The sequence below is a fragment of the Pseudomonas sp. KBN10P06128 genome (assembly GCF_037574945.1).
Classification (GTDB): domain Bacteria; phylum Pseudomonadota; class Gammaproteobacteria; order Pseudomonadales; family Pseudomonadaceae; genus Pseudomonas; species Pseudomonas aeruginosa.
Genome location: NZ_JBBELR010000001.1, coordinates 5,555,589 through 5,582,110 on the forward strand (window position 1 = coordinate 5,555,589; position 26,522 = coordinate 5,582,110).

27 protein-coding genes are annotated in these 26,522 nt (G+C 64.8%); 13 read left to right on the forward strand and 14 right to left on the reverse strand.

Annotated features, from left to right (window positions below):
• Nucleotides 1-13: 13 nt before the first annotated feature.
• A complete protein-coding gene (gene pgeF, locus VQ065_RS25970; protein ID WP_003094684.1) occupies nucleotides 14-742 on the reverse strand; it encodes a peptidoglycan editing factor PgeF in 729 nt (242 codons plus the stop codon).
• Complete coding sequence (gene rluD / locus VQ065_RS25975; RefSeq protein WP_003094686.1) at nucleotides 739-1,701, reverse strand: 23S rRNA pseudouridine(1911/1915/1917) synthase RluD; 963 nt, start codon at nucleotides 1,699-1,701, stop codon at nucleotides 739-741. Before rluD ends, pgeF begins: the two co-directional genes overlap by 4 nt.
• Before the next feature lie 145 nt (nucleotides 1,702-1,846).
• Between rluD and VQ065_RS25980 the strand changes: the two genes are divergently transcribed.
• The 4 genes from VQ065_RS25980 (at nucleotide 1,847) to pilR (ending at nucleotide 6,208) form a co-directional block, all read left to right on the forward strand.
• Nucleotides 1,847-2,872: an outer membrane protein assembly factor BamD gene (locus tag VQ065_RS25980; protein WP_003094687.1), complete on the forward strand. Its 1,026-nt coding sequence runs from the start codon at nucleotides 1,847-1,849 to the stop codon at nucleotides 2,870-2,872.
• A gap of 156 nt (nucleotides 2,873-3,028) precedes the next feature.
• Entirely contained in the window at nucleotides 3,029-3,274 is a 246-nt protein-coding gene (locus VQ065_RS25985; RefSeq protein ID WP_014603563.1) for a PP0621 family protein, read from the forward strand.
• Nucleotides 3,264-4,856 carry a two-component system sensor histidine kinase PilS gene (pilS, locus tag VQ065_RS25990; protein ID WP_003094692.1) on the forward strand — a complete coding sequence of 531 codons (1,593 nt, stop codon included), beginning with the start codon at nucleotides 3,264-3,266 and terminating at the stop codon, nucleotides 4,854-4,856. The genes VQ065_RS25985 and pilS overlap by 11 nt, the downstream gene beginning before the upstream one ends.
• 14 nt (nucleotides 4,857-4,870) lie before the next feature.
• Nucleotides 4,871-6,208, forward strand: coding sequence for a two-component system response regulator PilR (gene pilR, locus VQ065_RS25995; RefSeq protein WP_003094694.1), 1,338 nt, complete (start codon nucleotides 4,871-4,873; stop codon nucleotides 6,206-6,208).
• Between the two features lie 45 nt (nucleotides 6,209-6,253).
• Here pilR and thiO read toward each other — a convergent pair whose 3' ends face one another.
• Nucleotides 6,254-7,348, reverse strand: coding sequence for a glycine oxidase ThiO (gene thiO, locus VQ065_RS26000; protein ID WP_003094695.1), 1,095 nt, complete (start codon nucleotides 7,346-7,348; stop codon nucleotides 6,254-6,256).
• 134 nt (nucleotides 7,349-7,482) lie between these two features.
• Between thiO and VQ065_RS26005 the strand changes: the two genes are divergently transcribed.
• From VQ065_RS26005 to pilE, 8 genes are all read left to right on the forward strand, one after another.
• A complete protein-coding gene (locus VQ065_RS26005; RefSeq protein WP_015503652.1) occupies nucleotides 7,483-7,992 on the forward strand; it encodes a GspH/FimT family pseudopilin in 510 nt (169 codons plus the stop codon).
• Nucleotides 7,993-8,097: 105 nt separating this feature from the next.
• A complete protein-coding gene (locus tag VQ065_RS26010) occupies nucleotides 8,098-8,604 on the forward strand; it encodes a GspH/FimT family pseudopilin (protein ID WP_003094696.1) in 507 nt (168 codons plus the stop codon).
• Nucleotides 8,595-9,152 (forward strand): type 4a pilus minor pilin PilV, encoded by a 558-nt coding sequence (gene pilV, locus VQ065_RS26015; RefSeq protein ID WP_003094697.1) that lies wholly within the window; start codon nucleotides 8,595-8,597, stop codon nucleotides 9,150-9,152. Before VQ065_RS26010 ends, pilV begins: the two co-directional genes overlap by 10 nt.
• The gene (gene pilW / locus VQ065_RS26020; protein ID WP_003094698.1) at nucleotides 9,149-9,973 is read left to right on the forward strand and encodes a type 4a pilus minor pilin PilW; all 825 of its coding nucleotides are present in this window, start codon (nucleotides 9,149-9,151) and stop codon (nucleotides 9,971-9,973) included. The genes pilV and pilW overlap by 4 nt, the downstream gene beginning before the upstream one ends.
• On the forward strand, nucleotides 9,970-10,557 hold the full coding sequence (pilX, locus tag VQ065_RS26025; protein ID WP_003094700.1) for a type 4a pilus minor pilin PilX: 588 nt from the start codon (nucleotides 9,970-9,972) through the stop codon (nucleotides 10,555-10,557). The genes pilW and pilX overlap by 4 nt, the downstream gene beginning before the upstream one ends.
• An 11-nt stretch (nucleotides 10,558-10,568) precedes the next feature.
• A complete protein-coding gene (gene pilY1, locus VQ065_RS26030) occupies nucleotides 10,569-14,060 on the forward strand; it encodes a type 4a pilus biogenesis protein PilY1 (protein ID WP_003094704.1) in 3,492 nt (1,163 codons plus the stop codon).
• A 1-nt stretch (nucleotide 14,061) separates the two neighbouring features.
• Nucleotides 14,062-14,409, forward strand: coding sequence for a type 4a fimbrial biogenesis protein PilY2 (pilY2, locus tag VQ065_RS26035; protein WP_003094713.1), 348 nt, complete (start codon nucleotides 14,062-14,064; stop codon nucleotides 14,407-14,409).
• Nucleotides 14,406-14,831 carry a type 4a pilus minor pilin PilE gene (gene pilE, locus VQ065_RS26040; RefSeq protein ID WP_003094721.1) on the forward strand — a complete coding sequence of 142 codons (426 nt, stop codon included), beginning with the start codon at nucleotides 14,406-14,408 and terminating at the stop codon, nucleotides 14,829-14,831. The genes pilY2 and pilE overlap by 4 nt, the downstream gene beginning before the upstream one ends.
• A gap of 46 nt (nucleotides 14,832-14,877) precedes the next feature.
• Here the strand turns inward: pilE and ispH are convergent, their stop codons facing one another.
• From ispH to murJ, 6 genes are all read right to left on the reverse strand, one after another.
• Entirely contained in the window at nucleotides 14,878-15,822 is a 945-nt protein-coding gene (gene ispH / locus VQ065_RS26045) for a 4-hydroxy-3-methylbut-2-enyl diphosphate reductase (RefSeq protein ID WP_003094724.1), read from the reverse strand.
• 85 nt (nucleotides 15,823-15,907) lie between these two features.
• The gene (gene fkpB, locus VQ065_RS26050; RefSeq protein WP_003094726.1) at nucleotides 15,908-16,348 is read right to left on the reverse strand and encodes an FKBP-type peptidyl-prolyl cis-trans isomerase; all 441 of its coding nucleotides are present in this window, start codon (nucleotides 16,346-16,348) and stop codon (nucleotides 15,908-15,910) included.
• A complete protein-coding gene (gene lspA, locus VQ065_RS26055; protein ID WP_003094728.1) occupies nucleotides 16,341-16,850 on the reverse strand; it encodes a signal peptidase II in 510 nt (169 codons plus the stop codon). Before lspA ends, fkpB begins: the two co-directional genes overlap by 8 nt.
• Entirely contained in the window at nucleotides 16,843-19,674 is a 2,832-nt protein-coding gene (gene ileS / locus VQ065_RS26060; RefSeq protein WP_003094730.1) for an isoleucine--tRNA ligase, read from the reverse strand. The genes lspA and ileS overlap by 8 nt, the downstream gene beginning before the upstream one ends.
• 23 nt (nucleotides 19,675-19,697) lie before the next feature.
• Nucleotides 19,698-20,636, reverse strand: a complete 939-nt coding sequence (ribF, locus tag VQ065_RS26065) for a bifunctional riboflavin kinase/FAD synthetase (protein WP_003094732.1) — start codon at nucleotides 20,634-20,636, stop codon at nucleotides 19,698-19,700.
• A 96-nt stretch (nucleotides 20,637-20,732) separates the two neighbouring features.
• The gene (gene murJ, locus VQ065_RS26070; RefSeq protein ID WP_023435611.1) at nucleotides 20,733-22,271 is read right to left on the reverse strand and encodes a murein biosynthesis integral membrane protein MurJ; all 1,539 of its coding nucleotides are present in this window, start codon (nucleotides 22,269-22,271) and stop codon (nucleotides 20,733-20,735) included.
• 283 nt (nucleotides 22,272-22,554) lie between these two features.
• Between murJ and rpsT the strand changes: the two genes are divergently transcribed.
• Entirely contained in the window at nucleotides 22,555-22,830 is a 276-nt protein-coding gene (gene rpsT / locus VQ065_RS26075; protein ID WP_003094744.1) for a 30S ribosomal protein S20, read from the forward strand.
• A gap of 66 nt (nucleotides 22,831-22,896) precedes the next feature.
• Here rpsT and VQ065_RS26080 read toward each other — a convergent pair whose 3' ends face one another.
• The 5 genes from VQ065_RS26080 to rplU form a co-directional block, all read right to left on the reverse strand.
• Nucleotides 22,897-23,361 (reverse strand): CreA family protein, encoded by a 465-nt coding sequence (locus tag VQ065_RS26080; RefSeq protein WP_003094746.1) that lies wholly within the window; start codon nucleotides 23,359-23,361, stop codon nucleotides 22,897-22,899.
• 11 nt (nucleotides 23,362-23,372) lie between these two features.
• The gene (gene proB / locus VQ065_RS26085; RefSeq protein WP_003094756.1) at nucleotides 23,373-24,491 is read right to left on the reverse strand and encodes a glutamate 5-kinase; all 1,119 of its coding nucleotides are present in this window, start codon (nucleotides 24,489-24,491) and stop codon (nucleotides 23,373-23,375) included.
• A gap of 70 nt (nucleotides 24,492-24,561) precedes the next feature.
• Complete coding sequence (gene cgtA, locus VQ065_RS26090; protein WP_003094758.1) at nucleotides 24,562-25,782, reverse strand: Obg family GTPase CgtA; 1,221 nt, start codon at nucleotides 25,780-25,782, stop codon at nucleotides 24,562-24,564.
• A 141-nt stretch (nucleotides 25,783-25,923) separates the two neighbouring features.
• Nucleotides 25,924-26,181, reverse strand: a complete 258-nt coding sequence (gene rpmA / locus VQ065_RS26095; protein ID WP_003094760.1) for a 50S ribosomal protein L27 — start codon at nucleotides 26,179-26,181, stop codon at nucleotides 25,924-25,926.
• Nucleotides 26,182-26,204: 23 nt separating this feature from the next.
• Entirely contained in the window at nucleotides 26,205-26,516 is a 312-nt protein-coding gene (rplU, locus tag VQ065_RS26100; protein ID WP_003094761.1) for a 50S ribosomal protein L21, read from the reverse strand.
• Nucleotides 26,517-26,522 lie beyond the last annotated feature (6 nt).

The following is a 26,522-nucleotide window of genomic DNA, read 5'->3' on the forward strand; positions in this document are numbered from 1 at the left end:
AACCTGCGCGGGCCTAGTCCTGGAGCCAGACCAGGCTGGCAAAACGGCCGGTACGCGACGAGCGGCGGTAGGAATAGAAGCGCGCGGTATCGCTGAAGGTGCAGAAGCCGCCGCCATGCACGGCGGTAACGCCATGGGCGCCCAGGCGGATCCGCGCGAGTCGGTAGATGTCGGCCATGAAGCGGCCCGGATTGGCGCTAGGTACGAAAGCCGAGCGCGCCTCGGCGTGCGCAGCGACGAATGCATCGCGGACCTCGCCGCCGACCTCGAAGGCCTGCGGGCCGATCGCCGGCCCCAGCCAGACCAGCAGTTCGTCGCCGGGCACGCCCAGGCTGTCCACCGTCGCCTCCAGCACGCCCGCCGCCAGCCCGCGCCAGCCGGCATGGGCCGCGGCCACGCGGGTGCCCGAGCGGTCGCAGAACAACGCCGGCAGGCAGTCGGCGGTCATGATCGTACAGGCGACGCCCGGCATCGCGCTCCAGCTGGCGTCGGCCCTGAGCACCCGGTTCGGGTCGGCCTCCACCACCGTCACTCCGTGCACCTGTTCCAACCAGCTCGGCCGGCATTCCAGACGCTCGGTCAGGCGTCGGCGGTTTTCTTCCACGGCGCGCGGATCGTCGTCGACGTGGGCGCCAAGGTTCAGACTGTCGAAGGGTGCCTGGCTGACCCCGCCACTGCGCGTGGTCACGCAGGCCCGCACACGGGCCGGCGCCGGCCAGTCGGGGGTCAGCCAGGCGTTCATCCGACGAACGCCTCGCGATCCTGGCGCAACAGGCTGAGCAGCCAGAGGAAGTCTTCCGGCAGCGGCGACTCCCACTTCATGCGCACGCCGGTGGCCGGGTGATCCAGTTCGAGGAAGCGCGCGTGCAGCGCCTGCCGGGGGAATTCGCGAAGAGTCTGGACCAGGGTCTGGCTGGCCACCGGGGGAATCCTGAAGCGCCCACCGTAGACCGGATCGCCGACCAGGGGATAGCCAATATGGCTCATGTGCACGCGGATCTGGTGGGTACGCCCGGTCTCCAGCTTGACCCGGGTATGGGTGTGCGCACGGAAGCGTTCCAGCACGCGGTAATGGCTGACCGCCACCTTGCCGGCGTCGACCACCGCCATCTTCTGCCGCTGCACGCCATGCCGTCCGATCGGCGCATCGATGGTGCCGCCGGAGGTGATCACGCCGATCACGATCGCCTCGTAGATGCGGCTGACCGACCGTGCCTGCAGTTGCGCCACCAGCTTGGTGTGGGCCTCCAGCGTCTTGGCCACTACCATCAGGCCGGTCGTGTCCTTGTCCAGCCGGTGGACGATCCCGGCGCGCGGCACATTGGCGATGTCCGGGACATGGTAGAGCAAGGCATTCAGCAGGGTGCCGTCCTGATGGCCGGCAGCCGGATGGACCACCAGGCCGGCGGGCTTGTCAATCACCAGGATGTGCTCGTCCTCGTAGACGATTTCCAGCTCGATGTCCTGTGCGAGCCACTCGCCCTGGGCTTCCTGCTCGGCCTCCAGGACCAGTTGCGCGCCGCTGTGGACGATGTCGCGCGGGCGCAGCACAGCGCCGTCGACGGTCAGGCGACCGTCCTTGATCCAGCCGGCCAGACGGGAGCGGGAGTGTTCGGGAAAAAGCTGGGCGGCGATCTGGTCGAGACGCTGGCCACCCAGCTCGAACGGCACCTCGGCCGCGCGTTGAATCATATCGGACATGAGTAGGAGACGATGCTCAGCGCGGCTTTTGGAATCGGCTACGCGCTGTGGTTAAATACGGGGTCTTTGTCCCAGGGGGTGCCTGGGGCGCCAATCATAACAGACGGTTGAGGCCAAGCCGACCGTCCCAGGGACGCAAGCCGCCATGCAAGTGAAACACCTGCTGCTGATCGCCATCCTCGCCCTCACCGCAGCCTGCTCCTCGAACAAGGAGACTGTCGACGAGAACCTGAGCGAGAGCCAGCTGTACCAGCAGGCGCAGGACGACCTCAACAACAAGAGCTACAACAGCGCCGTCACCAAGCTGAAAGCCCTCGAATCGCGCTATCCCTTTGGCCGCTACGCCGAGCAGGCCCAGCTCGAGCTGATCTACGCCAACTACAAGAACATGGAGCCCGAAGCCGCCCGCGCCGCCGCCGAACGCTTCATCCGCCTGCATCCGCAGCACCCCAACGTCGACTACGCCTACTACCTCAAGGGCCTGTCCTCCTTCGACCAGGACCGTGGCCTGCTGGCGCGCTTCCTGCCGCTGGACATGACCAAGCGCGACCCGGGCGCCGCCCGCGACTCCTTCAACGAGTTCGCCCAGCTCACCAGCCGCTTCCCCAACAGCCGCTACGCCCCGGACGCCAAGGCGCGCATGGTGTACCTGCGCAACCTGCTGGCGGCCTACGAAGTGCACGTCGGCCACTACTACCTGAAGCGCCAGGCCTATGTCGCCGCCGCCAACCGCGGTCGCTACGTGGTGGAGAACTTCCAGGAAACCCCGGCCGTCGGCGATGGCCTGGCGATCATGGTCGAAGCCTACCGTCGCCTGGGTCTCGACGACCTGGCCAGCACCAGCCTGGAAACCCTCAAGCTCAACTATCCGGATAACGCCAGCCTCAAGGATGGCGAGTTCGTCGCCCGCGAAAGCGAGGCCGACACCCGCTCCTGGCTGGCCAAGGCCACCCTGGGCCTGATCGAGGGCGGCGAGCCGCCGCCGCACATGGAAACCCAGGCCGCCAAGGACGTGATCAAGCAGTACGAGGATGCCGAGCGGGAGATTCCCGCCGAACTGAAGCCGGAAAACCAGGATCACAGCGCCGACGACGAGAAGCCGGAGAGCGATGACGAAGAAGACTCCGGCCGCTCCTGGTGGAGCTACATGACCTTCGGTCTCTTCGACTGATCGCACGAAACACCGGAGGGAGGCGCAGGCCTCCCTTCTTTTTGCCCGCCGCCATGCCTCTCCCAGCGCCAAACGCCGCACAGCCTGGACCTTCCCGGCTGGGATCGAGCCGACGGCTTGGCTAAACTGCAGCTTTCTCCAGCCTCCGAGATCACCATGGGCCTTTTCCGCCTCCTGTTCTGGATCGCCCTGATCGCCATCGCGTTCTGGCTCTGGCGTCGCTTTACCCGTCCCACTCCGCGCCAGCAGCAACGTCCGCAGGACGAGCCGGGCGCATCGCCGATGGTCCGCTGCGCCCATTGCGGCGTCCACGTGCCGCAGGCCAACGCCCTCGCCCACGAACAACGCTGGTATTGCAGCCAGGCGCACCTGCGCCAGGACCAGGGCGACCGTGCGCGCTGAACGGCTACGGCTGAGCGAGGAGCAGGGGCAACGCATCCTCCGTCTGTACCACCTATACCGCCTGACCATCGGCCTGGTACTGGTCCTGCTGATCTCCAGCGAACTGGAAGATCAGGTCCTCAAGCTCGTCCACCCTGAACTGTTCCATGTCGGCAGTTGGTGCTACCTGGTCTTCAACATCCTGGTCGCGCTGTTCCTGCCGCCGTCGCGGCAATTGCTGCCGATCTTCATCCTCGCGCTCACCGACGTGCTGATGCTTTGCGGCCTGTTCTACGCAGGTGGCGGCGTGCCCAGCGGCATCGGCAGCCTGCTGGTGGTGGCGGTGGCCATTGCCAACATCCTGCTACGCGGGCGCATCGGCCTGGTCATCGCGGCGGCGGCCAGCCTCGGCCTGCTCTACCTGACCTTCTTCCTCAGCCTGAGCAGTCCGGACGCCACCAACCACTACGTCCAGGCCGGCGGCCTCGGCACCCTGTGCTTCGCCGCCGCGCTGGTGATCCAGGCTCTGGTGCGGCGCCAGGAGCAGACCGAAACGCTGGCCGAAGAACGCGCCGAGACGGTCGCCAACCTGGAGGAACTCAACGCATTGATCCTGCAGCGCATGCGCACCGGCATCCTCGTGGTCGATAGCCGTCAGGCCATCCTCCTCGCCAACCAGGCCGCCCTCGGCCTGCTCAGGCAGGACGACGTGCAGGGCGCCAGCCTCGGCCGCCACAGCCCGATGCTGATGCACTGCATGAAGCAATGGCGCCTGAATCCCAGCCTCCGTCCGCCGACGCTCAAGGTGGTGCCGGATGGCCCGACGGTGCAACCCAGCTTTATCAGCCTCAACCGCGAAGACGACCAGCACGTGCTGATCTTCCTCGAAGACATTTCGCAGATCGCCCAGCAGGCGCAGCAGATGAAGCTGGCCGGTCTCGGCCGCCTGACCGCCGGCATCGCCCATGAGATCCGCAACCCGCTGGGCGCGATCAGCCACGCCGCCCAACTGCTGCAGGAGTCAGAGGAACTGGATGCCCCGGACCGACGGCTGACGCAGATCATCCAGGACCAGTCGAAGCGGATGAACCTGGTCATCGAGAACGTCCTGCAGCTTTCCCGTCGCCGCCAGGCCGAACCGCAGCAGCTCGACCTGAAGGAGTGGCTTCAGCGGTTCGTCGACGAATATCCCGGCAGGCTGCGCAACGACAGTCAACTGCACCTGCAGCTCGGTGCCGGCGACATCCAGACCCGCATGGACCCACACCAGTTGAACCAGGTGCTGAGCAACCTGGTGCAGAACGGTCTTCGCTACAGCGCCCAGGCGCACGGGCGTGGCCAGGTCTGGCTGAGCCTCGCGCGCGACCCGGAGAGCGACCTGCCGGTGCTGGAAGTCATCGACGACGGTCCCGGCGTACCGGCGGACAAACTGAACAACCTGTTCGAACCCTTCTTTACTACAGAAAGCAAAGGCACCGGCCTGGGCCTCTATCTCTCCCGCGAACTCTGCGAGAGCAACCAGGCACGGATCGACTACCGCAATCGCGAGGAAGGCGGCGGCTGCTTCCGCATCACCTTCGCCCACCCGCGCAAACTCAGCTGACGGAAGCCGCACGCATGAGCCGACAAAAAGCCCTGATCGTCGACGATGAACCGGATATCCGCGAACTGCTGGAAATCACTCTCGGCCGCATGAAGCTGGACACCCGCAGCGCCCGCAACGTCAAGGAAGCCCGCGAGTTGCTGGCCCGCGAGCCGTTCGACCTGTGCCTCACCGACATGCGCCTGCCGGACGGCAGCGGCCTCGATCTGGTCCAGTACATCCAGCAGCGCCATCCACAGACCCCGGTGGCCATGATCACCGCGTACGGCAGCCTGGACACCGCGATCCAGGCGCTCAAGGCCGGTGCCTTCGACTTCCTCACCAAACCGGTCGACCTCGGTCGCTTGCGGGAGCTAGTGGCAACCGCCCTGCGCTTGCGCAACCCGGAAGCCGAGGAAGCGCCGGTGGACAACCGCCTGCTCGGCGAGTCGCCGCCGATGCGCGCCCTGCGCAACCAGATCGGCAAGCTGGCGCGCAGCCAGGCGCCGGTCTACATCAGTGGCGAGTCCGGCAGCGGCAAGGAACTGGTGGCGCGCCTGATCCACGAGCAGGGGCCACGTATCGAGCGGCCGTTCGTGCCGGTGAACTGCGGCGCGATTCCCTCCGAACTGATGGAAAGCGAGTTCTTCGGCCACAAGAAAGGCAGCTTCACTGGCGCTATCGAAGACAAGCAGGGCCTGTTCCAGGCCGCCAGCGGCGGCACCCTGTTCCTCGACGAAGTCGCCGACCTGCCGATGGCCATGCAGGTCAAACTGCTCCGGGCGATCCAGGAAAAGGCCGTGCGCGCGGTCGGCGGCCAGCAGGAGGTCGCCGTCGACGTGCGCATCCTCTGCGCCACCCACAAGGACCTCGCCGCCGAAGTCGGCGCCGGGCGCTTCCGCCAGGACCTCTACTACCGCCTCAACGTCATCGAGCTGCGCGTACCACCGCTGCGCGAACGCCGCGAGGACATCCCGCTGCTCGCCGAACGCATCCTCAAGCGCCTGGCCGGCGACACCGGCCTGCCGGCCGCCAGGCTGACCGGCGACGCACAGGAGAAGCTGAAGAACTACCGCTTCCCGGGCAACGTCCGCGAGCTGGAAAACATGCTGGAGCGCGCCTATACCCTGTGCGAAGACGACCAGATCCAGCCTCACGACCTGCGCCTGGCCGATGCGCCGGGTGCCAGCCAGGAAGGCGCCGCGAGCCTGAGCGAAATAGACAACCTCGAGGACTACCTGGAAGACATCGAGCGCAAGCTGATCATGCAGGCACTCGAGGAGACCCGCTGGAACCGCACCGCCGCGGCCCAGCGCCTGGGCCTGACGTTCCGCTCGATGCGCTACCGCCTGAAAAAGCTGGGCATCGACTGAAAGTGAAAAGGCCTGTCCGAAGACAGGCCTTTTGGTTTTCGCTCCTCAGAGGCGACCAGCCGGGGCGTAGGGGGCCGGGTCGATGATCGGTTCCCGCCCGCTCATGAGATCCGCCAGCAGACGGCACGACGCCGGCGCCAGGACCAGCCCGTTGCGGTAGTGCCCGGTATTCAGCCAGAGCCCGTCGAAGCCAGGCACCGGACCGATATAGGGGATGCCTTCGGGAGAGCCCGGGCGCAACCCTGCCCAGTGGGCCACCGGCTGCATGTCCGCCAGTTCCGGCAACAGTTCTGCCGCAGACGCCCTGAGGCTTTCCAGCGCCTCGTCGGTCGGCGTCTTGTCGAAGCCCGAATGTTCCAAGGTGCTGCCGATCAGGATGTGGCCGTCGCGCCGCGGAATCGCGTAGCGCCCCTTGGCCAGCACCATGCGCGGCAGGAAATCCGCCGCGCACTTGTAGAGGATCATCTGACCTTTCACCGGTACCACGGGCAGTTCCAGGCCAAGCGGCTTCAACAACTCGCCGCTCCAGGCGCCCGCCGCCAGCAGCACCTTGTCGCCACGGATCTCGCCACGCGAGGTCGCCACGCCGACCACTCGATCGCCGTCGCGCAACCAGCCGCGCACCTCCGTCTGCTCATGCAGTTCGAGATTGGCGAATTGTTGCAGGGATGCCCGCAATGAGCGCGCCAGGCGAGGATTGCGCACATTGGCCACGCCCGACATGTAGACCGCCCGCTGGAAGCCTGCGCCCAGCCCGGGCACCGCCGCGTAGGCCTCCTCGATCGGCACGTCCCTCAACGGCCGGGTGTGCTTGCGTGCCCACTGCAGTGCCTCGGTCTGGTCGTCCAGGTCCAGCCAGTACAGGCCAACGGTATGGACCTCGGGATCGAGCCCGGTCTCGTCGAGCAAACGCTGCCCCAGGGCCGGGTAGAAGTCCTGCGACCAGTGCGCCAGGGCGGTCACCGCCGGGCTGTAGCGCCACGGATAGAGCGGCGAGACGATCCCGCCCCCCGCCCAGGATGCCTCACGCCCACTCTCGCCCCGCTCCACCAGGGTCACCCGCAGTCCGGCGAGCGCCAGCTCCCGGGCGGTCAACAGGCCGATGACGCCAGCGCCCACTACCACAACTCTTTCCGACACCAGGGCCTCCACGATCACACAGGGGTTGCAGAAAAGTCGGTCATACGCCTCATCCCGCAGCTGATTGAGGCAACGGGGAAAGTCCGGCGAGATACGACCATCGCGGAATGATACGAGCAAAAGGACCGCCTGCCATGGTCGAAAGGTCGCAGAGAGCGTTCACGCTCACTGAGCTGCTGTTTGCGCTGGCTCTGCTGGGGATACTGGGAAGCCTCGCGCTGCCCGGGATGGCAGCCTGGCTGGACGGCAATCGCCAGCGAAGCGTGTTGCACGAACTGAGTGCGAGCATCCAGCTGGGCAGAGCGCATGCCGTCGCCTACCAGCGCGCGGTGACGCTCTGTCCGTCGACCGATGGCCGTCACTGCGGCAGCGACTGGGGAGAGGGCTGGCTGCTTGCGGAAGACGGTGGGGAACGGCTTCTCGTGGGACGCGCGCTTGCAAAGAAGGAAAGGCTCCGCTGGAACCGTTCGAACCACCTCAGGTTCCTCCCCAGCGGCCAGCTCAACATTCACAACGGGCGGTTTCTGCTCTGCGGAAGGCATACCGTTGCCTGGCAACTGATCCTCAACCGGCAGGGCCGGCTCCGTACCGCGAGCGCCAGGGAGAACCGGGAGAAACGTGAGCTATGCAGCACTTCCGGATGATCATGGACCAGTTGTCCTGCCCCACGGGCCGACCGTCAACGACCGCAAGACGCTCCCAGGCCCGTTTGGCATGCTTTCCAGGCGTAGACCCCCTGGAGCAACCGCATGTCATATCGTTCCAACTCGACCGGCTTCACCCTGATCGAGTTGCTGATCATCGTCGTCCTGCTGGCCATCATGGCGAGCTTCGCCATTCCGAGCTTCAAGCAGCTGACAGAACGCAACGAACTGCAGAGCGCCGCCGAGGAACTCAATGCGATGCTGCAGTACGCTCGCAGCGAAGCCGTGTCCCAGAGGCGCGCGATCACCATCCAGGCGCTGAAGGACAAGGACTGGGGCAAGGGCCTGAGCATAGGTGTCCTGGCCTCCGGCTCGATCGCCGCGCCCCTGCGCAAACACGACGGCTTCCGTGCCGCCACGCTGACAGCGAAGGAAAAGAGCGCCGTGGAACATCTGACCTTCACGGCCAACGGTACCCTCGTACCGCCAACGGAACGAACCTTCGCCATCTGCCAGAACGGCAAGACCGACGGCGGCCGCGTGCTGAGCATCAGCCAGGCCGGCCGGATCCAACTCGAACCTTCCTCCAAGGCGCCTCAGTCATGCTATTGAAATCGCGGCACAAGCCGCTGTACCAATCCGGCTTCAGCATGATCGAAGTGCTGGTCGCCCTGCTGCTGATCAGCATCGGCGTGCTGGGCATGATCGCCATGCAGGGCAAGACCATCCAGTACACCGCCGACTCGGTCGAGCGCAACAAGGCAGCCATGCTCGGCAGCAACCTGCTGGAAAGCATGCGGGCGAGCCCGAAGGCGCTGTACGACGTCAAGGACCAGATGGCCACGCAATCCGACTTCTTCAAGGCCAAGGGGTCGGCGTTCCCCACCGCGCCGTCCTCCTGCACGCCATTGCCCGACGCGATCAAGGACCGCCTGGGATGCTGGGCGGAACAGGTGAAGAACGAACTGCCAGGCGCTGGCGACCTGCTGAAGAGCGACTACTACATCTGCCGCAGCTCGAAGCCGGGCGACTGCGACGGCAAGGGCTCCATGCTGGAAATCCGCCTGGCCTGGCGCGGCAAGCAAGGCGCCTGCGTCAACGCCGCCGACAGCAGCGCCGACACCTCCCTCTGCTACTACACCCTCAGGGTCGAGCCATGAGCATGAACAACCGCTCCCGACGGCAATCGGGCCTGTCCATGATCGAACTACTGGTGGCCCTCGCCATCAGCAGCTTCCTGATTCTCGGGATTACCCAGATCTACCTGGACAACAAGCGCAACTACCTGTTCCAGCAAGGCCAGGCAGGCAACCAGGAAAACGGACGCTTCGCCATGATGTTCCTGGACCAGCAACTGGCCAAGGTGGGTTTCCGTCGACGTGCGGACGACCCCAACGAGTTTGCCTTCCCGGCGCAGCAGAAAACCGCCTATTGCGAGGCATTCAAAGCCGGCTCGACCCTGGTGCCCGCCGTGGTCAAGGCCGGCCAGAGCGGATTCTGCTACCGCTATCAACCGGCGCCAGGCGAAGCCTACGACTGCGAAGGCAACTCGATCACCACCCCCAGCGACCCATTCGCTACCGCCCAGGCCATCACCGCACGCGTTCTGTTCGTTCCCGCGACCGCCGATGCCCCCGGCAGCCTCGCCTGCTCCGCGCAGACAATCAAGGAAAAAGGCCAGGAGATCGTCAGCGGCCTGGTCGACTTCAAGCTCGAGTACGGCGTCGGCCCGACCATGGCCGGCAAACGCGAAGTGGAAAGCTTCGTCGAACAGGCCAACATCGCCGACCGTCCGGTGCGTGCCCTGCGCTACTCCGCGCTGATGGCCAGCGACAAGAACCTGCGCCAGGGCGACAGCAAGACCCTGGACGACTGGATCACGCTCTACCCCTCGTCCAAGACCAGCCTGCAAGGCAACGACAAGGACCGCCTCTACCAGATCGCCAAGGGCAGCCAGACACTCAGGAATCTCGTGCCATGAACAACTTCCCTGCACAACAGCGCGGCGCCACGCTGGTCATCGCCCTGGCGATCCTGGTGATCGTCACCCTGCTGGCGGTCTCGAGCATGCGCGAAGTGGTACTGGAAAGCCGCATCACCGGCAACGTCATCGAACAGACTCGCTTGCAGAACGCCGCCGAGTCCGGACTCCGCGAAGGCGAGCGGCGCTTCGTCAACACCCTGCGTCCGCCGGAGCCCGGCACCGGTTGTAGGGCCGACAACGTGGCCCGCCCCTGCCTGCTGGACCTCGCCGCGCTGAACCTGAAGCTGGCGGACACCCACCAGAATCCGGTCGGCGTGCTGAAGGGCATCGCCAATACCTGGATGAGTTACCGTGGCAGCGACATCACCAGCGCGACCACCGCGGGCACGCTCTACAGCGTGCAGTGGAACAACCTGCCCATTCCCTCGGGCGGCCAGGTCAACGAAGCGGAAAGCCCCGAATACGGCAACCTGATGCGCGGCATCGGCACCTTCTACTACGAGACCAATAGCGTCGCGCGCAACCAGACCAACAGCGAAACCGTCCTGCAGACCGTTCTCGCCCGTCTCTACACCAACTGATCGAGCCTCGCATGAAATCGGCACTCCACCAGATCGGCAAGACCTCGCTGGCAGCCGCGCTCAGCGGCGCCGTCCTGCTCTCCGCCCAGACCACCCACGCCGCCGCCCTGTCGGTCAGCCAGCAGCCGCTGATGCTGATCCAGGGCGTCGCCCCGAACATGCTGGTGACGCTCGACGACTCGGGCAGTATGGCTTATGCCTATGCACCGGATAGCCTGGTCAACAGCCGCAACAACGTCTATTTCGCGTCGAACAGCTACAACCCGATGTACTTCGATCCGAATACCCAGTACAAGCTGCCGAAAAAGGTGACCCTTTCCAATGGCCAGATCCAGGTGCAGGACTATTCCAAGCCCAGCTTCACCGCGGCATGGCGCAACGGTTTCACTCAGGAAGGCCGGGTAAACCTTTCCCGTGACTACAGGCCAACGGTGCAGTACCAGGGCGGATCGGGAGCAGGCACCGAGTCCAGCATCGACCGGTACGGGGCTCCTGCCTTCTACTACCAATACAGCGGGGGCCGCGGTTGCAGCCTCACCACTTCGAGTTGCTACACCCGTGTGGAAATCAGCGGCGCGGCCCAGCAGCAGAACTTCGCCAACTGGTACTCCTTCTATCGTACCCGCGCCCTGGCCACCCAGACCGCCGCTAACCTGGCATTCTACAGCCTGCCTGAAAACGCCCGGATCAGTTGGCAACTACTGAACAGTTCCTCGTGCCTGATCGGCAGTGGCTCCAGTAACTGTTACAACAACTACCTGAGAGACTTCACCGGGCAGCATCGGGTGAACTTCTTCAACTGGCTGGAGAACCTGTCGGTCGGAGGTGGTACTCCGCTGCGTCAGGCCATGACTCGAGCAGGGGAGTTTCTCAAGAAGACAGGCGTCAACGGCCCCTATGCCTATCGACCTGGTACCCAGGCCTCGCCGGAATACAGCTGCCGTGGCAGCTATCACATTCTGATGACCGATGGTCTCTGGAACAACGACTCGGCCAGCGTAGGCAATGCCGACAGCACGAGTCGTAGCCTCCCCGATGGCAAGAGCTACAGCAGCCAGACACCTTACAGGGATGCTGCGTCCAATACCCTGGCCGACCAGGCCTTCCATTACTGGGCCACCGACGCCCGGCCGGATATCGACGACAACATCAAGCCGTACATTCCCTACCCGGACCAGGCCAATCCCTCGGCGGAGTACTGGAATCCGCGCAACGATCCGGCGACCTGGCAACACATGGTGACCTACACCCTGGGCCTGGGCCTGACCACCAGCCTCACCAGCCCGAAGTGGGAGGGTTCCACCTACTCCGGCGGCTATGACGAAATCGCCGCCGGGCGCCTCAACTGGCCGAACGCTTCGAATAACCATAGCAACAACGTCTATGACCTGTGGCACGCCGCAGTGAACTCCCGGGGCGAGTTCTTCAGCGCCGACTCGCCGGACCAACTGGTCGCGGCCTTCCAGGACATCCTCAACCGAATTTCGGGCAAGGACCTGCCGGCATCCCGCCCCGCCATCAGCTCGTCCCTGCAGGAAGACGACACTGGCGACAAGCTGACCCGCTTCGCCTACCAGACCAGCTTCGCCAGCGACAAGAACTGGGCTGGCGACCTGACCCGCTACAGCCTGACCACCCAGGACAAGGCCACCGTGCAGACCAAGCTGTGGAGCGCGCAGAGCATCCTCGACGCGATGCCCAACGGTGGAGCTGGCCGCAAGATCATGATGGCCGGATCCGGTACCTCGGGCCTCAAGGAGTTCACCTGGAGCAGCCTCAGCGCCGCCCAGCAGCGGCAGTTGAACCGCGATCCGGACCGCAACGATGTCGCCGACACCAAGGGCCAGGACCGCGTGGCCTTCCTGCGCGGCGATCGCAGCAAGGAGAACAGCGACAACTTCCGCACCCGCAACTCGATCCTCGGCGATATCATCAACTCCTCGCCGGCGACGGTCGGCAAGGCCCAGTACCTGACCTACCTGGCCCAGCCGATCGAGCCCAGCGGCAACTACTCCACGTTCGCAGAAGCACAGAAAACCCGTGCCCCGCGGGTATACGTCGGCGCCAACGACGGCATGCTGCACGGTTTCGATACCGACGGTAACGAGACCTTCGCCTTCATCCCAAGCGCGGTCTTCGAGAAGCTCCACAAGTTGACCGCCCGCGGCTACCAGGGCGGCGCCCACCAGTTCTATGTCGACGGTTCGCCGGTGGTCGCCGACGCCTTCTTCGGCGGCGCCTGGCATACCGTGCTGATCGGCAGCCTGCGTGCCGGCGGCAAGGGCCTGTTCGCCCTCGACGTGACCGATCCCGCCAACATCAAGCTGCTCTGGGAAATCGGCGTGGACCAGGAGCCCGACCTGGGCTACAGCTTCCCCAAACCCACGGTCGCCCGGCTGCACAACGGCAAGTGGGCCGTGGTTACCGGAAACGGTTATTCCAGCCTGAACGACAAGGCCGCGCTGCTGATCATCGACCTGGAGACCGGGGCCATCACCCGCAAACTGGAAGTCACCGGCAGGACCGGCGTACCTAACGGTCTATCCAGCCCTCGCCTGGCAGACAACAACAGCGACGGCGTAGCCGACTACGCCTACGCCGGCGACCTGCAAGGCAACCTCTGGCGCTTCGACCTGATCGCCGGCAAGGTCAACCAGGACGATCCGTTCAGCCGAGCCAACGACGGCCCGGCGGTGGCCTCGAGCTTCAGGGTGTCTTTCGGTGGCCAGCCGCTCTATTCGGCGGTCGACTCCGCTGGCGCGGCGCAAGCGATCACCGCCGCGCCCTCGCTGGTTCGCCATCCGACACGCAAGGGCTACATCGTGATCTTCGGCACCGGCAAGTACTTCGAGAACAGCGACGCCCGGGCCGATACCAGCCGCGCCCAGACGCTCTACGGCATCTGGGACCAGCAGACCAAGGGCGAAGCCGCGGGCAGCACACCCCGACTGACGCGCGGCAACCTGCAGCAACAGACCCTTGACCTGCAGGCCGACTCGACCTTCGCCTCGACCGCTCGCACCATTCGCATCGCCAGTCAGAACCCGGTCAACTGGCTGAACAATGACGGCAGCACCAAGCAGTCCGGCTGGTATCTGGACTTCATGGTCAACGGCACCCTGAAGGGCGAGATGCTGATCGAGGACATGATCGCCATCGGCCAGGTGGTGCTGCTGCAAACCATCACCCCGAACGATGACCCCTGTGCCGACGGCGCCAGCAACTGGACCTATGGCCTCGATCCCTATACCGGCGGTCGCACCAGCTTCACCGTGTTCGACCTGGCACGCCAGGGCGTCGTGGACTCGAAATCCGACTACAGCTACAACAAGCAGAACGTCGCGGTATCCGGTACCGAGCAGAAAGGCCTGGGAGGCTTGACGCTGAGCACCAACGAACAGGGCAATCCGGAAGTCTGCTCCTCGGGCGAATGCCTGACCGTGAACCCCGGTCCGAACACCCGTGGCCGCCAGAACTGGCGACCCATCGAAGGAAAGAACTGATATGAAAGTGCTGCCTATGCTGCTGGCCCTGGCCGTTCCCGGACTCTGCTGGGCCGAAGAGCCCCAGACCTTCGAAGGCGCTGGCGTGGTCTTCGAAGTCCAGGTCGAGAAGAACCTGGTGGACATCGACCACCGGCTCTATCGCCTGCCCAACAGCACCGTCAGGAACGGCATGCCCAGCCTGTTCCAGGTCAAGCCGGGCTCCGTGGTGTCCTACTCTGGCACCGTCAGCCAGCCGTGGTCCACCATCACCGATATCTACATTCACAAACAGATGAGCGAACAGGAGCTGGCCGAGATGATCGAGAAAGAACAGCCCCGCCAGGACGGGGAGGAGCAGCCCCGATGAGGACAAGACAGAAGGGCTTCACGTTGCTGGAAATGGTGGTGGTAGTGGCGGTGATCGGCATCCTCCTCGGCATCGCCATTCCCAGCTACCAGAACTACGTGATCCGCTCCAACCGCACCGAGGGCCAGGCGCTGCTCTCGGACGCGGCCGCGCGCCAGGAACGCTACTACTCGCAGAACCCCGGGGTCGGCTACACCAAGGACGTGGCCAAGCTGGGCATGAGTTCGGCCAACTCGCCGAACAACCTGTACAACCTCACCATAGCGACGCCCACCAGCACCACCTATACCCTGACCGCCACGCCGATCAACTCGCAGACCCGCGACAAGACCTGCGGCAAGCTGACCCTCAATCAGCTCGGCGAACGCGGCGCAGCCGGCAAGACCGGCAACAACAGCACCGTCAACGACTGCTGGCGCTGAAACGAAAGAGCCCCTCTACGAGAGGGGCTCTTTTATTGCGCACGGTTCACAAAGCCTTGACCCGCAGTTCCTTGGGCATCGAGAAGGTAATGTTCTCCTCCCGCCCCTCCAGTTCCTGCTCCTCCGACGCCCCCCACTCGCGTAGCTGGGCGATAACGCCGCGCACCAGCACTTCCGGCGCGGAAGCGCCTGCGGTGATTCCGATGCGACGCACACCGTCGAACCAGCCGCGTTGCATGTCCTCGGCACCGTCGATCAGGTAGGCCGGCGTACCCATCCGCTCGGCGAGTTCGCGCAGGCGGTTGGAGTTGGAACTGTTGGGGCTGCCCACCACCAGGACCATGTCGCACTGGTCAGCCAGTTCCTTCACGGCATCCTGGCGGTTCTGGGTGGCATAGCAGATGTCGTTCTTGCGCGGCCCCTGGATCTGCGGGAACTTGGCGCGCAGGGCATCGATGACCTTCGAGGTGTCGTCCATCGACAGGGTGGTCTGGGTCACGTAGTGCAGGGCTTCGGGCTTGCGCACCTCCAGCGCGGCGACGTCGGCCTCGTCCTCCACCAGGTAGATGGCACCGCCGTTGCTGGCATCGTACTGGCCCATGGTGCCTTCCACCTCGGGGTGCCCTTCATGCCCGATCAGCACGCATTCGTGGCCGTCGCGGCTGTAGCGCACCACTTCCATGTGCACCTTGGTCACCAGCGGGCAGGTCGCGTCGAAAACCTTCAGGCCGCGCCCCTCGGCTTCCTTGCGGACCGCCTGGGAAACGCCGTGGGCGCTGAAGATGACGATGACGTTGTCCGGCACCTGATCGAGTTCCTCGACGAAGATGGCGCCGCGCTGGCGCAGGTTGTCCACGACGAACTTGTTGTGCACCACCTCGTGACGCACGTAGATCGGCGGGCCGAAGACATCGAGGGCACGGTTGACGATCTCGATGGCGCGATCCACGCCGGCGCAGAAGCCGCGGGGATTGGCGAGTTTGATTTGCATGGCGGTCTCGTGGGCGACGCGGTGATTGGACGAATGAACCTTGCTACCGCCCTCCCCGCTTGGGAAGGGCGCAGCGACCGACGGTTCAGGCCGGCTGGACGTCGATGATCTCGACTTCGAAGGCCAGGGTCTTGCCGGCCAGCGGATGATTGAAGTCGACGGTCACCTGCTGCTCATCGAACGCCTTGACCACGCCCGGCAGTTCGGTCTTGGCCGCGTCGTTGAAGATCACCAGCAGGCCCTCGGCCAGCTCCATGTCCTGGAACTGGTCGCGCGGCATGATCTGCACGTTCTGCGGATTCGGCTGGCCGAAACCCTGCTCGGGAAGAATGGTCAGGGTCCGCTTGTCGCCGGTCTTCAAGCCGAACAGCGCCTGTTCGAAGCCCGGCAGCAGGTTGCCGTCGCCGACCTTGAACGAGGCCGGCTGCTTGTCGAAGGTGCTGTCGACGACGTTGCCGTCCTCCAGCTTGAGGGCGAAATGCAGGGTGACGCGGCTCTCCTGGCCAATGCGGGTCGACTCAGCCATGGGCGGCTTCTCCGGATTTCTTCGATCTGAACATGTCGAGCGCCAGCATGACGGCGCCGACGGTGATGGCGCTATCGGCCAGGTTGAACGCCGGGAAGTACCAGCGGTTCTGCCAGTGCACCAGGATGAAGTCCACCACGTGGCCAAGGACCATGCGGTCGTAGAGGTTGCCCAGGGCGCCACCGAGCACCAGCGCCAGGGCGATGGCCAACCAGGTCTCGCCCTTCTTCAGGCGTTTCAGCCAGACCACCAGGATCGCGCTGACGACGATGGCGATCAGGGCGAACAGCCAGCGCTGCCAGCCCGAGCTGTCGGCCAGGAAGCTGAAGGCAGCACCGGTGTTGTAGGCCAGGGTCCAACTGAACAAATCGGGGATCACCACGATCTGCTGGTACATGCTCAGTTCGGCCTGGAAGAACGCCTTGCTGAGCTGGTCGAGGACGAACACCAGCACGGTGATCCACAGCCAGGGCAAGCGCCCGAAACGATCGACCTCAGGCATAGTGGCGAACCTCGCCGCTGCCTTCGATGTTCTCGATGCAGCGACCACACAGGTCAGGATGCGCAGCGTGCTGACCGACGTCCTCGCGATGGTGCCAGCAACGACCGCACTTGGCGTGGGTCGACTTGACCACTTTCAGCTTGAGGCCGGCGACTTCGCTGTCCACCGCGTCGGCCGGAGCCGCCGACAGCGGCGCCAGGGTCGCGGTCGAGGTGATCAGGACGAAGCGTAGCTCGTTGCCCAGCTTGGCCAATTGGGCCTGCAGCGCGTCTTCCGCATACAGGGTGACCTCGGCCTGCAGGTTGCCGCCCACGGCCTTGGCCGCGCGCTGGTTCTCCAGCTCCTTGTTGACCGCGGCCTTCACCGCCATGACCTGCTCCCAGTACTGGCGATTCAACGTCACGTCGGCCGGCAATTCGCTGAGGCCGTCGTACCAGGTGGCGAGCATTACCGACTCGGCGCGCTCGCCGGGCAGGAACTTCCAGACTTCCTCGGCGGTGAACGCCAGGATCGGGGCGATCCAGCGCACGAGGGCCTCGGCGATGTGGAACAGTGCGGTCTGGCAGGAGCGCCGGGCGACGCTGTTGGCGCCGGTGGTGTACTGGCGGTCCTTGATGATGTCCAGGTAGAACCCGCCCAGCTCCTGTACGCAGAAGTTGTGCACCTTGGAATAGACGTTCCAGAAGCGGTACTCGCGGTACGCCTCTTCGATCTCGCGCTGCAAGAGCAGGGCACGATCGACCGCCCAGCGATCCAGGGCCAGCATTTCCTGGGGCGGCAGCAGATCCGTGGCCGGATCGAAACCGTTCAGGTTGGACAGCAGGAAGCGCGTGGTATTGCGGATCCGCCGGTAGGCATCGGCGCTGCGCTGGAGAATCTGCTGGGATACCGCGATCTCGCCCGAGTAATCGGTCGAGGCTACCCACAGGCGCAGGATGTCGGCGCCCAGGGTATCGATGACGGTCTGCGGCACCACGGTATTGCCCAGTGACTTGGACATCTTGCGGCCGGACTCGTCGACGGTGAAACCGTGGGTCAGCAACTGGCGGTACGGCGCATGGTTGTCGATCGCGCAGCCGGTCAGCAGCGAGGAGTGGAACCAGCCGCGGTGCTGGTCGGAACCTTCCAGGTAGAGATCGGCGACCGGGCCGCTGGCATGGCCGATCCGGTGGGAACCACGCAGCACGTGCCAGTGGGTGGTGCCGGAGTCGAACCAGACGTCCAGGGTGTCGTTGATCTTGTCGTACTGCGCGGCCTCCTCGCCGAGCAACTCGGCGGCGTCGAGCTTGAACCAGGCTTCGATGCCTTCCTTCTCGACTCGCTGCGCAACCTCTTCCATCAGCTCGACGGTGCGTGGATGCAGTTCGCCGCTGGCCTTGTGCAGGAAGAACGGGATCGGTACGCCCCAGTTGCGCTGGCGCGAGATGCACCAGTCGGGACGCCCGGCGATCATTCCGTGCAGGCGCGCCTGGCCCCAGCCCGGGACGAATTCGGTCTGGGTGATGGCTTCCAGCGCTCGCTCGCGCAGGGAAGCACCCTGCCTGGGCTGCTTGTCCATGCCGACGAACCACTGCGCGGTGGCGCGATAGATCAGCGGCGTCTTGTGCCGCCAGCAGTGCATGTAGCTGTGATTGATGGTTTCGTGGGCCAGCAGGCTGCCGACCTCTTCCAGCTTGGCCACCACGTTGGGGTTGGCCTTCCAGATGAACTGGCCGCCGAAGAACGGCAACGAGTCGACGTAGACGCCGTTGCTCTGCACCGGGCTGAGGATGTCGTCGTTGCTCATCCCGTAGCGCTTGCAGGTATAGAAGTCGTCTTCGCCGTAGGCCGGCGACGAGTGGACGATACCGGTGCCGGCATCGAGGGCCACGTAGTCGGCCAGGTAGACCGGCGACAGGCGCTCGTAGAACGGATGGCGGAAGTTGATCAGTTCCAGCGCCTCGCCCTTGGCGGTGGCGACCACCTTGCCCTCGCGCTGGTAGCGCGCCAGGCAGGACTCGACCAGGGCCTCGGCCAGCACCAGGTAGCGATCGCCGGCATCGACCAGCGCGTAGTCGATCTCCGGATGCACGTTCAGCGCCTGGTTGGCCGGGATGGTCCAGGGCGTGGTGGTCCAGATGACGATCTGCGCCGGCTTGTCCAGGGCCGCCAGGCCGAAGGCCGCGGCCAGCTTGTCGGCATCCGCCACCGGGAAGCCGACGTCGATGGTCGGCGACTTCTTGTCGGCGTACTCGACCTCAGCCTCGGCCAGCGCCGAACCACAGTCGAAGCACCAGTTGACCGGCTTCAGGCCCTTGAACACGAAGTCCTGCTTGACCATTTCCGCGAGGGCGCGGATTTCGTTCGCCTCGTTGGCGAAATTCATGGTCTTGTAGGGGTTGTCCCACTCGCCGAGCACGCCCAGGCGGATGAAGTCGGCCTTCTGCCCTTCGATCTGCTCGGCTGCGTATTCGCGGCACAGTTCGCGGGTCTTGTCCGCCGGAAGATTCTTGCCGTGGGTGGTCTCGACCTTGTGCTCGATGGGCAGGCCGTGGCAATCCCAGCCCGGCACATAGGGCGCGTCGTAGCCCGCCAGGGTCTTGGAGCGGACAATGATGTCCTTGAGAATCTTGTTGACCGCGTGACCGATGTGAATGCTGCCGTTGGCGTACGGAGGGCCATCGTGCAGGACGAACTTCGGACGGTCGCCGCCAATGGCCCGCAGCTTCTGGTACAGACCGATGTCGTTCCAGAACTTCAGGGTTTCCGGCTCGCGCTGGGGCAGGCCGGCTTTCATTGGGAAGGCGGTTTCCGGAAGGTTTAGCGTCGCTTTGTAGTCGGTCATCTCAGGGCCTGTTCAGGATCTCTTCAATCAAGCGGTTGGCCCAGCCAGTAGGCCCGGGCGGCGGCGATATCCGCGAGAATCGCCGCCTTGAGTGCCTCCAGGGAGGCAAAACGCTGCTCGTCGCGCAGCTTCTGGTGGAAGGTCACCTGCAGATGCCGGCCGTATAGATCGCCGGCGAAATCGAGCAGGTGCACTTCCAGATGGGGACGGCCGTCGCCGTTCACCGAAGGGCGGGTGCCGATGTTCGCCACCCCCTGGCAACGCTGACCATCGACCAGCGTACTGACCAGGTAGACCCCGTTCAACGGCGCCTTGCGCCGTTTCAGTTGAATGTTGGCCGTGGGCGAGCCCAGTTGCCGGCCGAGTTTCTGTCCATGCAGGACCCGTCCGCTCAGGCTGAAGGGACGCCCCAGAAGGCGCCCGGCGAGATGCAGGTCACCCTCGGCCAGGGCCTGGCGGACCCGCGTGCTGCTCACCCGCACGCCGTCCAGTTCGACGGTGGCGGCCGCCTCGACGGTGAACCCCTGCTCGCGACTGGCGTTCACCAGGAAGGCGAAGTCACCGGAGCGGTCGCAGCCGAAACGGAAATCGTCGCCCACTTCAAGGTGCCGCACCGCCAGTCCATCGACCAGGACCTGGCGGACGAACTCGGCTGCCGACAGCTCGCGCAAGCGGCGGTTGAAGGCCAGGCAGAGCACCACGTCGACGCCCTGCCCACGCAGCAACTCGAGTTTCTCGCGCAGGCGGGTCAGACGCACCGGCGCCGAATCGGGGGAGAAGAACTCGCGCGGCTGCGGCTCGAAAATCACCACGCAGCTGGGTACGCCCAGCTCCAGCGAGCGCTCGCGCAGACGCGCCAGGATAGCCTGGTGCCCGAGGTGGACGCCGTCGAAGTTACCGATGGTGGCGACGCAGCCCCCGGCCAGGGGCTGCAGGTTGTGTAGTCCGCGAAGCAGCTGCATAGCACGCTTATTGCTCAGAAAGTGGTCGATTATACGCGTACCGGGCGCCGGACAACAGGCAAAACGGCATGATCCCGCCGCCAGCCCGGACGCGCTTCACAGCACCGCCCGACGGGAAAAGTCGCGCAGGCGGAAACCCAGCAGCGCGAGCATACCGAAATAGGCCAGGAGACCGGCAACCACCAGCAGGCCGAGGCGCAGGAATCGCTCCAGCATGGCGCCCTGCTCCCAGGCCGGCAGCCAGTGCATCGTGGCCAGCAGCACCGCCGACATCACCAGCACCGCGACCACCAGCTTGACCAGGAACTTCGCCCAGCCCGGTTGCGGCAGGTACAGACGCTGCTTGCGCAGTTGCCAGTAGAGCAGCCCGGCATTCAGGCAGGCGGCCAGGCCGATGGACAGGGCCAGGCCGGCATGCTGAAGCGGGCCGATGAAGGCCAGGTTCATCAGTTGGGTGGAAACCAGGGTGAAGAGCGCGATCTTCACTGGCGTACGGATGTTCTGCTGGGCATAGAAGCCCGGCGCCAGAACCTTGACCAGGATGATGCCGAGCAGGCCGACGGAGTAGGCGACCAGCGCGCGCTGGGTCATCGCCGCGTCCACCGTGGTGAACTTGCCGTACTGGAACAGCGAGACGGTCAGAGGTTCGGCGAGGATCGCCAGGGCCAGCGAACACGGCAGCACCAGCAGGAAGCACAGGCGCAGGCCCCAGTCGAGCAGGCGCGAGTACTCATGGCGATCCTTGTTCGAATAGGTCTTCGCCAGCATCGGCAGGAGGATCGTCCCCAGCGCCACGCCCAATACGCCGGAAGGCAGCTCCATCAGGCGGTCGGCGTAGTACATCCAGGACACCGAACCGGCTGCCAGGAACGAAGCGAAGATGGTGTTGATGATCAGCGAGATCTGGCTCACCGAGACCCCCAGGATCGCCGGCAGCATCAGCTTCATCACCCGCCAGACGCCGCTGTCCCTGAGGTTCAGGCGCGGCAGCACGAGCATGCCGATCTTCCTCAGGTGCGGCAGCTGATAGAGGAGCTGCAACAGGCCGCCGGCCAGCACCGCCCAGCCCAGCACCATGACCGGCGGATCGAAATAAGGCGTGAGGAACAGCGCGAAGCCGATCATTGCGACGTTCAGCAGGGTCGGCACGAAGGCCGGCACCGAGAAGCGGTTCCAGGTGTTGAGGATCGCGCCGGCCAGGGACGACAGCGAGATCAGCAATATATAAGGAAAGGTCACCCGCAGCAGGTCGGTGGTCAGGGCGAACTTTTCCGGGGTATCGGCGAAGCCCGGCGCGGTGACCCAGATAACCCAGGGCGCGGCGAGGATGCCGAGCGCCGTGACCAGCGCCAGCACCAGCGTGAGCAAGCCGGAAACGTAGGCGATGAAGGTCCGCGTCGCCTCCTCGCCCTGCTGGTTCTTGTACTCTGCCAGGATCGGCACGAAAGCCTGGGAAAACGCCCCCTCGGCGAAGATCCGCCGCAACAGGTTGGGCAGCTTGAAGGCGACGAAAAAGGCGTCGGTGGCGAGGCCGGCACCGAAGATCCGCGCCAGGATGGTATCGCGGACGAAGCCGAGGACCCGCGACAGCATGGTGATGGAACTCACCGCCGCCAATGATTTGAGAAGATTCATGGATGTCGGGCTGCCGGCATGTCGAAATTGATCCTGTCCAAGACCGCGACCGGCCGGGCCGGTTCATCGCGCGAGTGCGCCCTCGCCGCCGAACGGCGGTCCGCAAGGGCGCGCCGAGTGTAGAATGCGCGCCGGAATAAATCACCCGCAAGAAAGCAGGCGACATCCGTCGCCGATCTTTCCGGCCGCATGCGCAGCCCCTTGACAACCCCTGGAGGCGACGGCATTATTCGCGGCCTTAATTTGTTCGCTATTTACCCAGTTTTTTTCGAGGAGCTCGACGGTGGCCAACACACCTTCCGCCAAAAAACGCGCCAAACAGGCTGAGAAGCGTCGCAGCCACAACGCCAGCCTGCGCTCCATGGTGCGCACCTACATCAAGAACGTCGTGAAAGCCATCGACGCCAAGGACCTGGAAAAAGCCCAGGCCGCCTTCACCGCCGCTGTACCGGTGATCGACCGCATGGCTGACAAAGGCATCATCCACAAGAACAAGGCTGCTCGTCACAAGAGCCGTCTGAGCGGCCACATCAAGGCCCTCAGCACCGCTGCCGCCTAAGGCACGCCTTGCTCGAATAAAAAACCGGCCAATGGCCGGTTTTTTATTGCCCACGACTCGCTCGCCTCAGCGAGCGGTCGGCCAGGGCATGAGGGGAATCGCCGTCACCGCGTTCTGCGGACTGCCCTCGATCACCCGGTCGCTGTAGACCAGATAGACCAAGGCATTGCGCTTGCGATCGAAGAAGCGCACCACCTGCATGCTTTTGAACACCAGCGAAGTGCGCTGCTTGAACACCTCTTCGCCATCCTTGAGTTCGCCACTGAACTGGATCGGCCCCACCTGGCGACAGGCGATCGACGCCTCGGCGCGATCCTCCGCCAGCCCCAGACCGCCCTTGACCCCACCGGTCTTGGCGCGCGACAGATAGCAGGTCACGCCTTGCACCTTAGGATCGTCGAAAGCCTCGACGACAATCTTGTCGTTCGGCCCGACCCACTTGAACACCGTGGAAACCTCGCCGATCTCCTCCGCCCCGGCAAGCGCCGGCAACAGCAGCAGACCACCCAGCAACCCCGCGAGCTTGCGCATTCGCCCTCTCCTCAGACCAGAACCAGATTGTCGCGATGCACCAGCTCCGGCCCATCCACGTAACCGAGCAAGGCCTCGATGGCATCCGTCGGCTGACCGAGGATCTTCTGCGCCTCCAGCGCACTGTAGTTGACCAGGCCGCGCGCCACTTCGCGCCCGCCCTGGTCCACACAGACCACCATCTCGCCGCGACGGAAGCTGCCCTGGACCGCCTTGACCCCAACCGGCAACAGGCTCTTGTGATCCTGGCTCACCGCCTTCACCGCCCCATCGTCCAGCACCAGGGTGCCGCGCATCTGCAAGTGGCCGGCCAGCCACTGCTTGCGCGCCGCCTTGCGACTGCGATCAGGGGTCAACAGGGTGCCGAGGCGTTCGCCGGCGCGCAGGCGGTCGAGGACACGCTCGATACGCCCGCCGACGATCACCGTATGCCCGCCGGAACGCGCCGCCAGGCGCGCCGCCCGCAGCTTGGTCTGCATTCCGCCGCGCCCCAGGGCGCCGGCACTGCCGCCGGCCACCGCATCGAGCTGCGGATCATCGGCACGCGCCTCGTAGATCAGTTGGGCATCGGGATTGTTGCGCGGATCGGCGTCGAACATACCGTCGCGATCGGTAAGGATCACCAGCAGGTCGGCCTCGACCAGGTTGGCCACCAGTGCCGCCAGGGTGTCGTTGTCGCCGAAGCGGATCTCGTCGGTGACCACCGTGTCGTTCTCGTTGATCACCGGGACCACACCCAGCTCGACCAGGGTCCGCAGGGTGCTGCGGGCGTTCAGGTAGCGCTTGCGGTCGGAAAGGTCGTCATGGGTCAGCAACACCTGGGCGGTCTGCAGGCCATGCAGGGCGAAGCTGGACTCCCAGGCCTGCACCAACCCCATCTGTCCCACCGAGGCGGCGGCCTGGAGTTCGTGCATCGCGCTAGGTCGGGACACCCAGCCCAGGCGACTCATACCGGCGGCGACGGCGCCGGACGACACCAGCACCAGCTCGATGCCGGCGCAATGCAGCGCCACCATCTGCTCGACCCAAACGGCCATGGCATTGCGATCCAGCCCACGGCCATCGGCCGTCAGCAGGGCGCTACCGATCTTCACCACCCAGCGCCGCGCGCCAGTCACCTTGTCCCGCATACCCTCAACCTTAGAAGCCCAGGCTTCGACTCTTCAGCCCCGCCGGCCCGCCCGGCGGGGTATCACGCCATCAGGGAACGTAGAAGATCTCCGGACCGTCGCCGTCGTCTTCCTCATCATCGAAATCATCGTCATCCACCGCACCGGCGTTCTTCAGACCCGAACGCCGCAGCGCGCGCGCATCGTCCAGGGCCTGCAGACGGGCCCGCGCCTCGTCCTCGATACGCCGGTCGAGTTCGGCCAGTTCCTCGGCATACTGCGGATCTTCTTCCAGGCGCAGGGTACGCTCGTCGAGATAGCGCATGATGTCCTGGCTGAGCGCCTCGGTGCCATCGCGCTCCAGGGCGGAGATCACATAGACCGGGCCTTCCCAGCCCAACCGCTCGATCACCGCCTGCTTGCGCGCCTCGCGCTCGGCCGGATCGAGGATCTGGTCCATCTTGTTCAGCACCAGCCAGCGCTCGCGCTCGGTCAGCGCCGGACTGAAGCGACCCAGCTCGCGAACGATGACCTCGGCGGCATCGGCCGGATCGCTTTCGTCCAGCGGCGCCATGTCCACCAGATGCAGGAGGATACGGGTCCGCGCCAGATGCTTGAGGAAGCGGATGCCCAGCCCGGCGCCTTCGGCGGCACCTTCGATCAGGCCGGGAATGTCGGCGACCACGAAGCTCTTGTAGCGACCGACGCTGACCACGCCGAGGTTCGGCACCAGGGTGGTGAACGGATAGTCGGCCACCTTCGGCTTGGCCGCGGACACTGCGCGGATGAAAGTGCTCTTGCCGGCATTCGGCAGTCCCAGCAGGCCGACGTCGGCCAGCACCTTCAGTTCCAGCTTGAGGTCGCGCGCCTCGCCCGGCTTGCCCGGGGTGGTCTGGCGCGGCGCCCGATTGGTACTGGATTTGAAACGGGTGTTACCGAGGCCATGCCAGCCGCCCTGCGCGACCATCAGCCGCTGACCGGGCTCGGTCAGGTCGCCGATGATCTCCTGGGTATTGGCGTCGATCACGGTAGTACCGACCGGCACCGGCAGGATCAGGTCGTCGCCCTTGGCCCCGGTGCAGTCCTTGCTGCCGCCGTTCTCGCCGCGCTGGGCATCGAAACGGCGGGTGTAGCGATAGTCGACCAGGGTGTTCAGGTTGACGTCGGCTTCCAGGTAGATGGAACCGCCGTCGCCACCGTCGCCGCCGTTGGGACCGCCCTTTTCGATGAACTTCTCGCGACGAAAGCTCATGAGGCCATTGCCGCCGTCACCGGCTTTCACGTGGATTGATACTTCATCGACGAATTTCATGGATATGCCTCCCACCACGAGGGCGGGTTAACAGAAAAAAACATAGGATACAGGATGCCCCGAAAGCAGGGCATGGCCGGAAGCCGGCGCAGAAACAAAAAAGCCCCGTCGCGAGACAGGGCTTTTTCAGCGAGCTATTGCTTAGGCAGCAACGATGCTCACGTATTTGCGACCAAAGGCGCCTTTGGTCTCAAACTTGACCACGCCGTCCACTTTCGCGAACAGGGTGTGGTCCTTGCCCAGGCCAACGCCGTAACCGGCGTGGAATTTGGTGCCGCGCTGACGAACCAGGATGTTGCCAGCCTTTACAGCCTGGCCGCCGAACAGTTTCACGCCAAGGCGTTTACTTTCTGAGTCGCGGCCGTTGCGGGTAGAACCGCCAGCTTTTTTGTGTGCCATGAGTCATATCCTCCAGAAAGGAATTAGGCCTGAATGCCGGTGATCTTGATTTCAGTGAACCACTGGCGGTGGCCCTGACGCTTCATGTGGTGCTTACGACGGCGGAACTTGATGATGCGGACCTTGTCGTGACGGCCGTGGGAAACCACTTCAGCGGTAACCTTCGCACCTTCGACGACCGGCAGGCCGATTTTCACGTCTTCGCCATTGGCAACCAGCAGGACGCGGTCGAAATCGATCGCTTCGCCGGTAGCGACGTCGAGTTTCTCGACCTTGAGGAATTCGCCTTCGGTGACTTTGTGCTGCTTGCCACCGGTAACAATCACTGCGTACATGTGTAT

Coding starts and splice junctions, on each gene's coding strand:
- pgeF (WP_003094684.1), bottom strand. CDS start 742: ATGAACGCCTGGCTGACCCCCGACTGGCCGGCGCCGGCCCGTGTGCGG.
- rluD (WP_003094686.1), bottom strand. CDS start 1,701: ATGTCCGATATGATTCAACGCGCGGCCGAGGTGCCGTTCGAGCTGGGT.
- VQ065_RS25980 (WP_003094687.1), top strand. CDS start 1,847: ATGCAAGTGAAACACCTGCTGCTGATCGCCATCCTCGCCCTCACCGCA.
- VQ065_RS25985 (WP_014603563.1), top strand. CDS start 3,029: ATGGGCCTTTTCCGCCTCCTGTTCTGGATCGCCCTGATCGCCATCGCG.
- pilR (WP_003094694.1), top strand. CDS start 4,871: ATGAGCCGACAAAAAGCCCTGATCGTCGACGATGAACCGGATATCCGC.
- VQ065_RS26005 (WP_015503652.1), top strand. CDS start 7,483: ATGGTCGAAAGGTCGCAGAGAGCGTTCACGCTCACTGAGCTGCTGTTT.
- VQ065_RS26010 (WP_003094696.1), top strand. CDS start 8,098: ATGTCATATCGTTCCAACTCGACCGGCTTCACCCTGATCGAGTTGCTG.
- pilV (WP_003094697.1), top strand. CDS start 8,595: ATGCTATTGAAATCGCGGCACAAGCCGCTGTACCAATCCGGCTTCAGC.
- pilW (WP_003094698.1), top strand. CDS start 9,149: ATGAGCATGAACAACCGCTCCCGACGGCAATCGGGCCTGTCCATGATC.
- pilX (WP_003094700.1), top strand. CDS start 9,970: ATGAACAACTTCCCTGCACAACAGCGCGGCGCCACGCTGGTCATCGCC.
- pilY1 (WP_003094704.1), top strand. CDS start 10,569: ATGAAATCGGCACTCCACCAGATCGGCAAGACCTCGCTGGCAGCCGCG.
- pilY2 (WP_003094713.1), top strand. CDS start 14,062: ATGAAAGTGCTGCCTATGCTGCTGGCCCTGGCCGTTCCCGGACTCTGC.
- pilE (WP_003094721.1), top strand. CDS start 14,406: ATGAGGACAAGACAGAAGGGCTTCACGTTGCTGGAAATGGTGGTGGTA.
- ispH (WP_003094724.1), bottom strand. CDS start 15,822: ATGCAAATCAAACTCGCCAATCCCCGCGGCTTCTGCGCCGGCGTGGAT.
- fkpB (WP_003094726.1), bottom strand. CDS start 16,348: ATGGCTGAGTCGACCCGCATTGGCCAGGAGAGCCGCGTCACCCTGCAT.
- lspA (WP_003094728.1), bottom strand. CDS start 16,850: ATGCCTGAGGTCGATCGTTTCGGGCGCTTGCCCTGGCTGTGGATCACC.
- ileS (WP_003094730.1), bottom strand. CDS start 19,674: ATGACCGACTACAAAGCGACGCTAAACCTTCCGGAAACCGCCTTCCCA.
- ribF (WP_003094732.1), bottom strand. CDS start 20,636: ATGCAGCTGCTTCGCGGACTACACAACCTGCAGCCCCTGGCCGGGGGC.
- murJ (WP_023435611.1), bottom strand. CDS start 22,271: ATGAATCTTCTCAAATCATTGGCGGCGGTGAGTTCCATCACCATGCTG.
- VQ065_RS26080 (WP_003094746.1), bottom strand. CDS start 23,361: ATGCGCAAGCTCGCGGGGTTGCTGGGTGGTCTGCTGCTGTTGCCGGCG.
- proB (WP_003094756.1), bottom strand. CDS start 24,491: ATGCGGGACAAGGTGACTGGCGCGCGGCGCTGGGTGGTGAAGATCGGT.
- cgtA (WP_003094758.1), bottom strand. CDS start 25,782: ATGAAATTCGTCGATGAAGTATCAATCCACGTGAAAGCCGGTGACGGC.
- rpmA (WP_003094760.1), bottom strand. CDS start 26,181: ATGGCACACAAAAAAGCTGGCGGTTCTACCCGCAACGGCCGCGACTCA.
- rplU (WP_003094761.1), bottom strand. CDS start 26,516: ATGTACGCAGTGATTGTTACCGGTGGCAAGCAGCACAAAGTCACCGAA.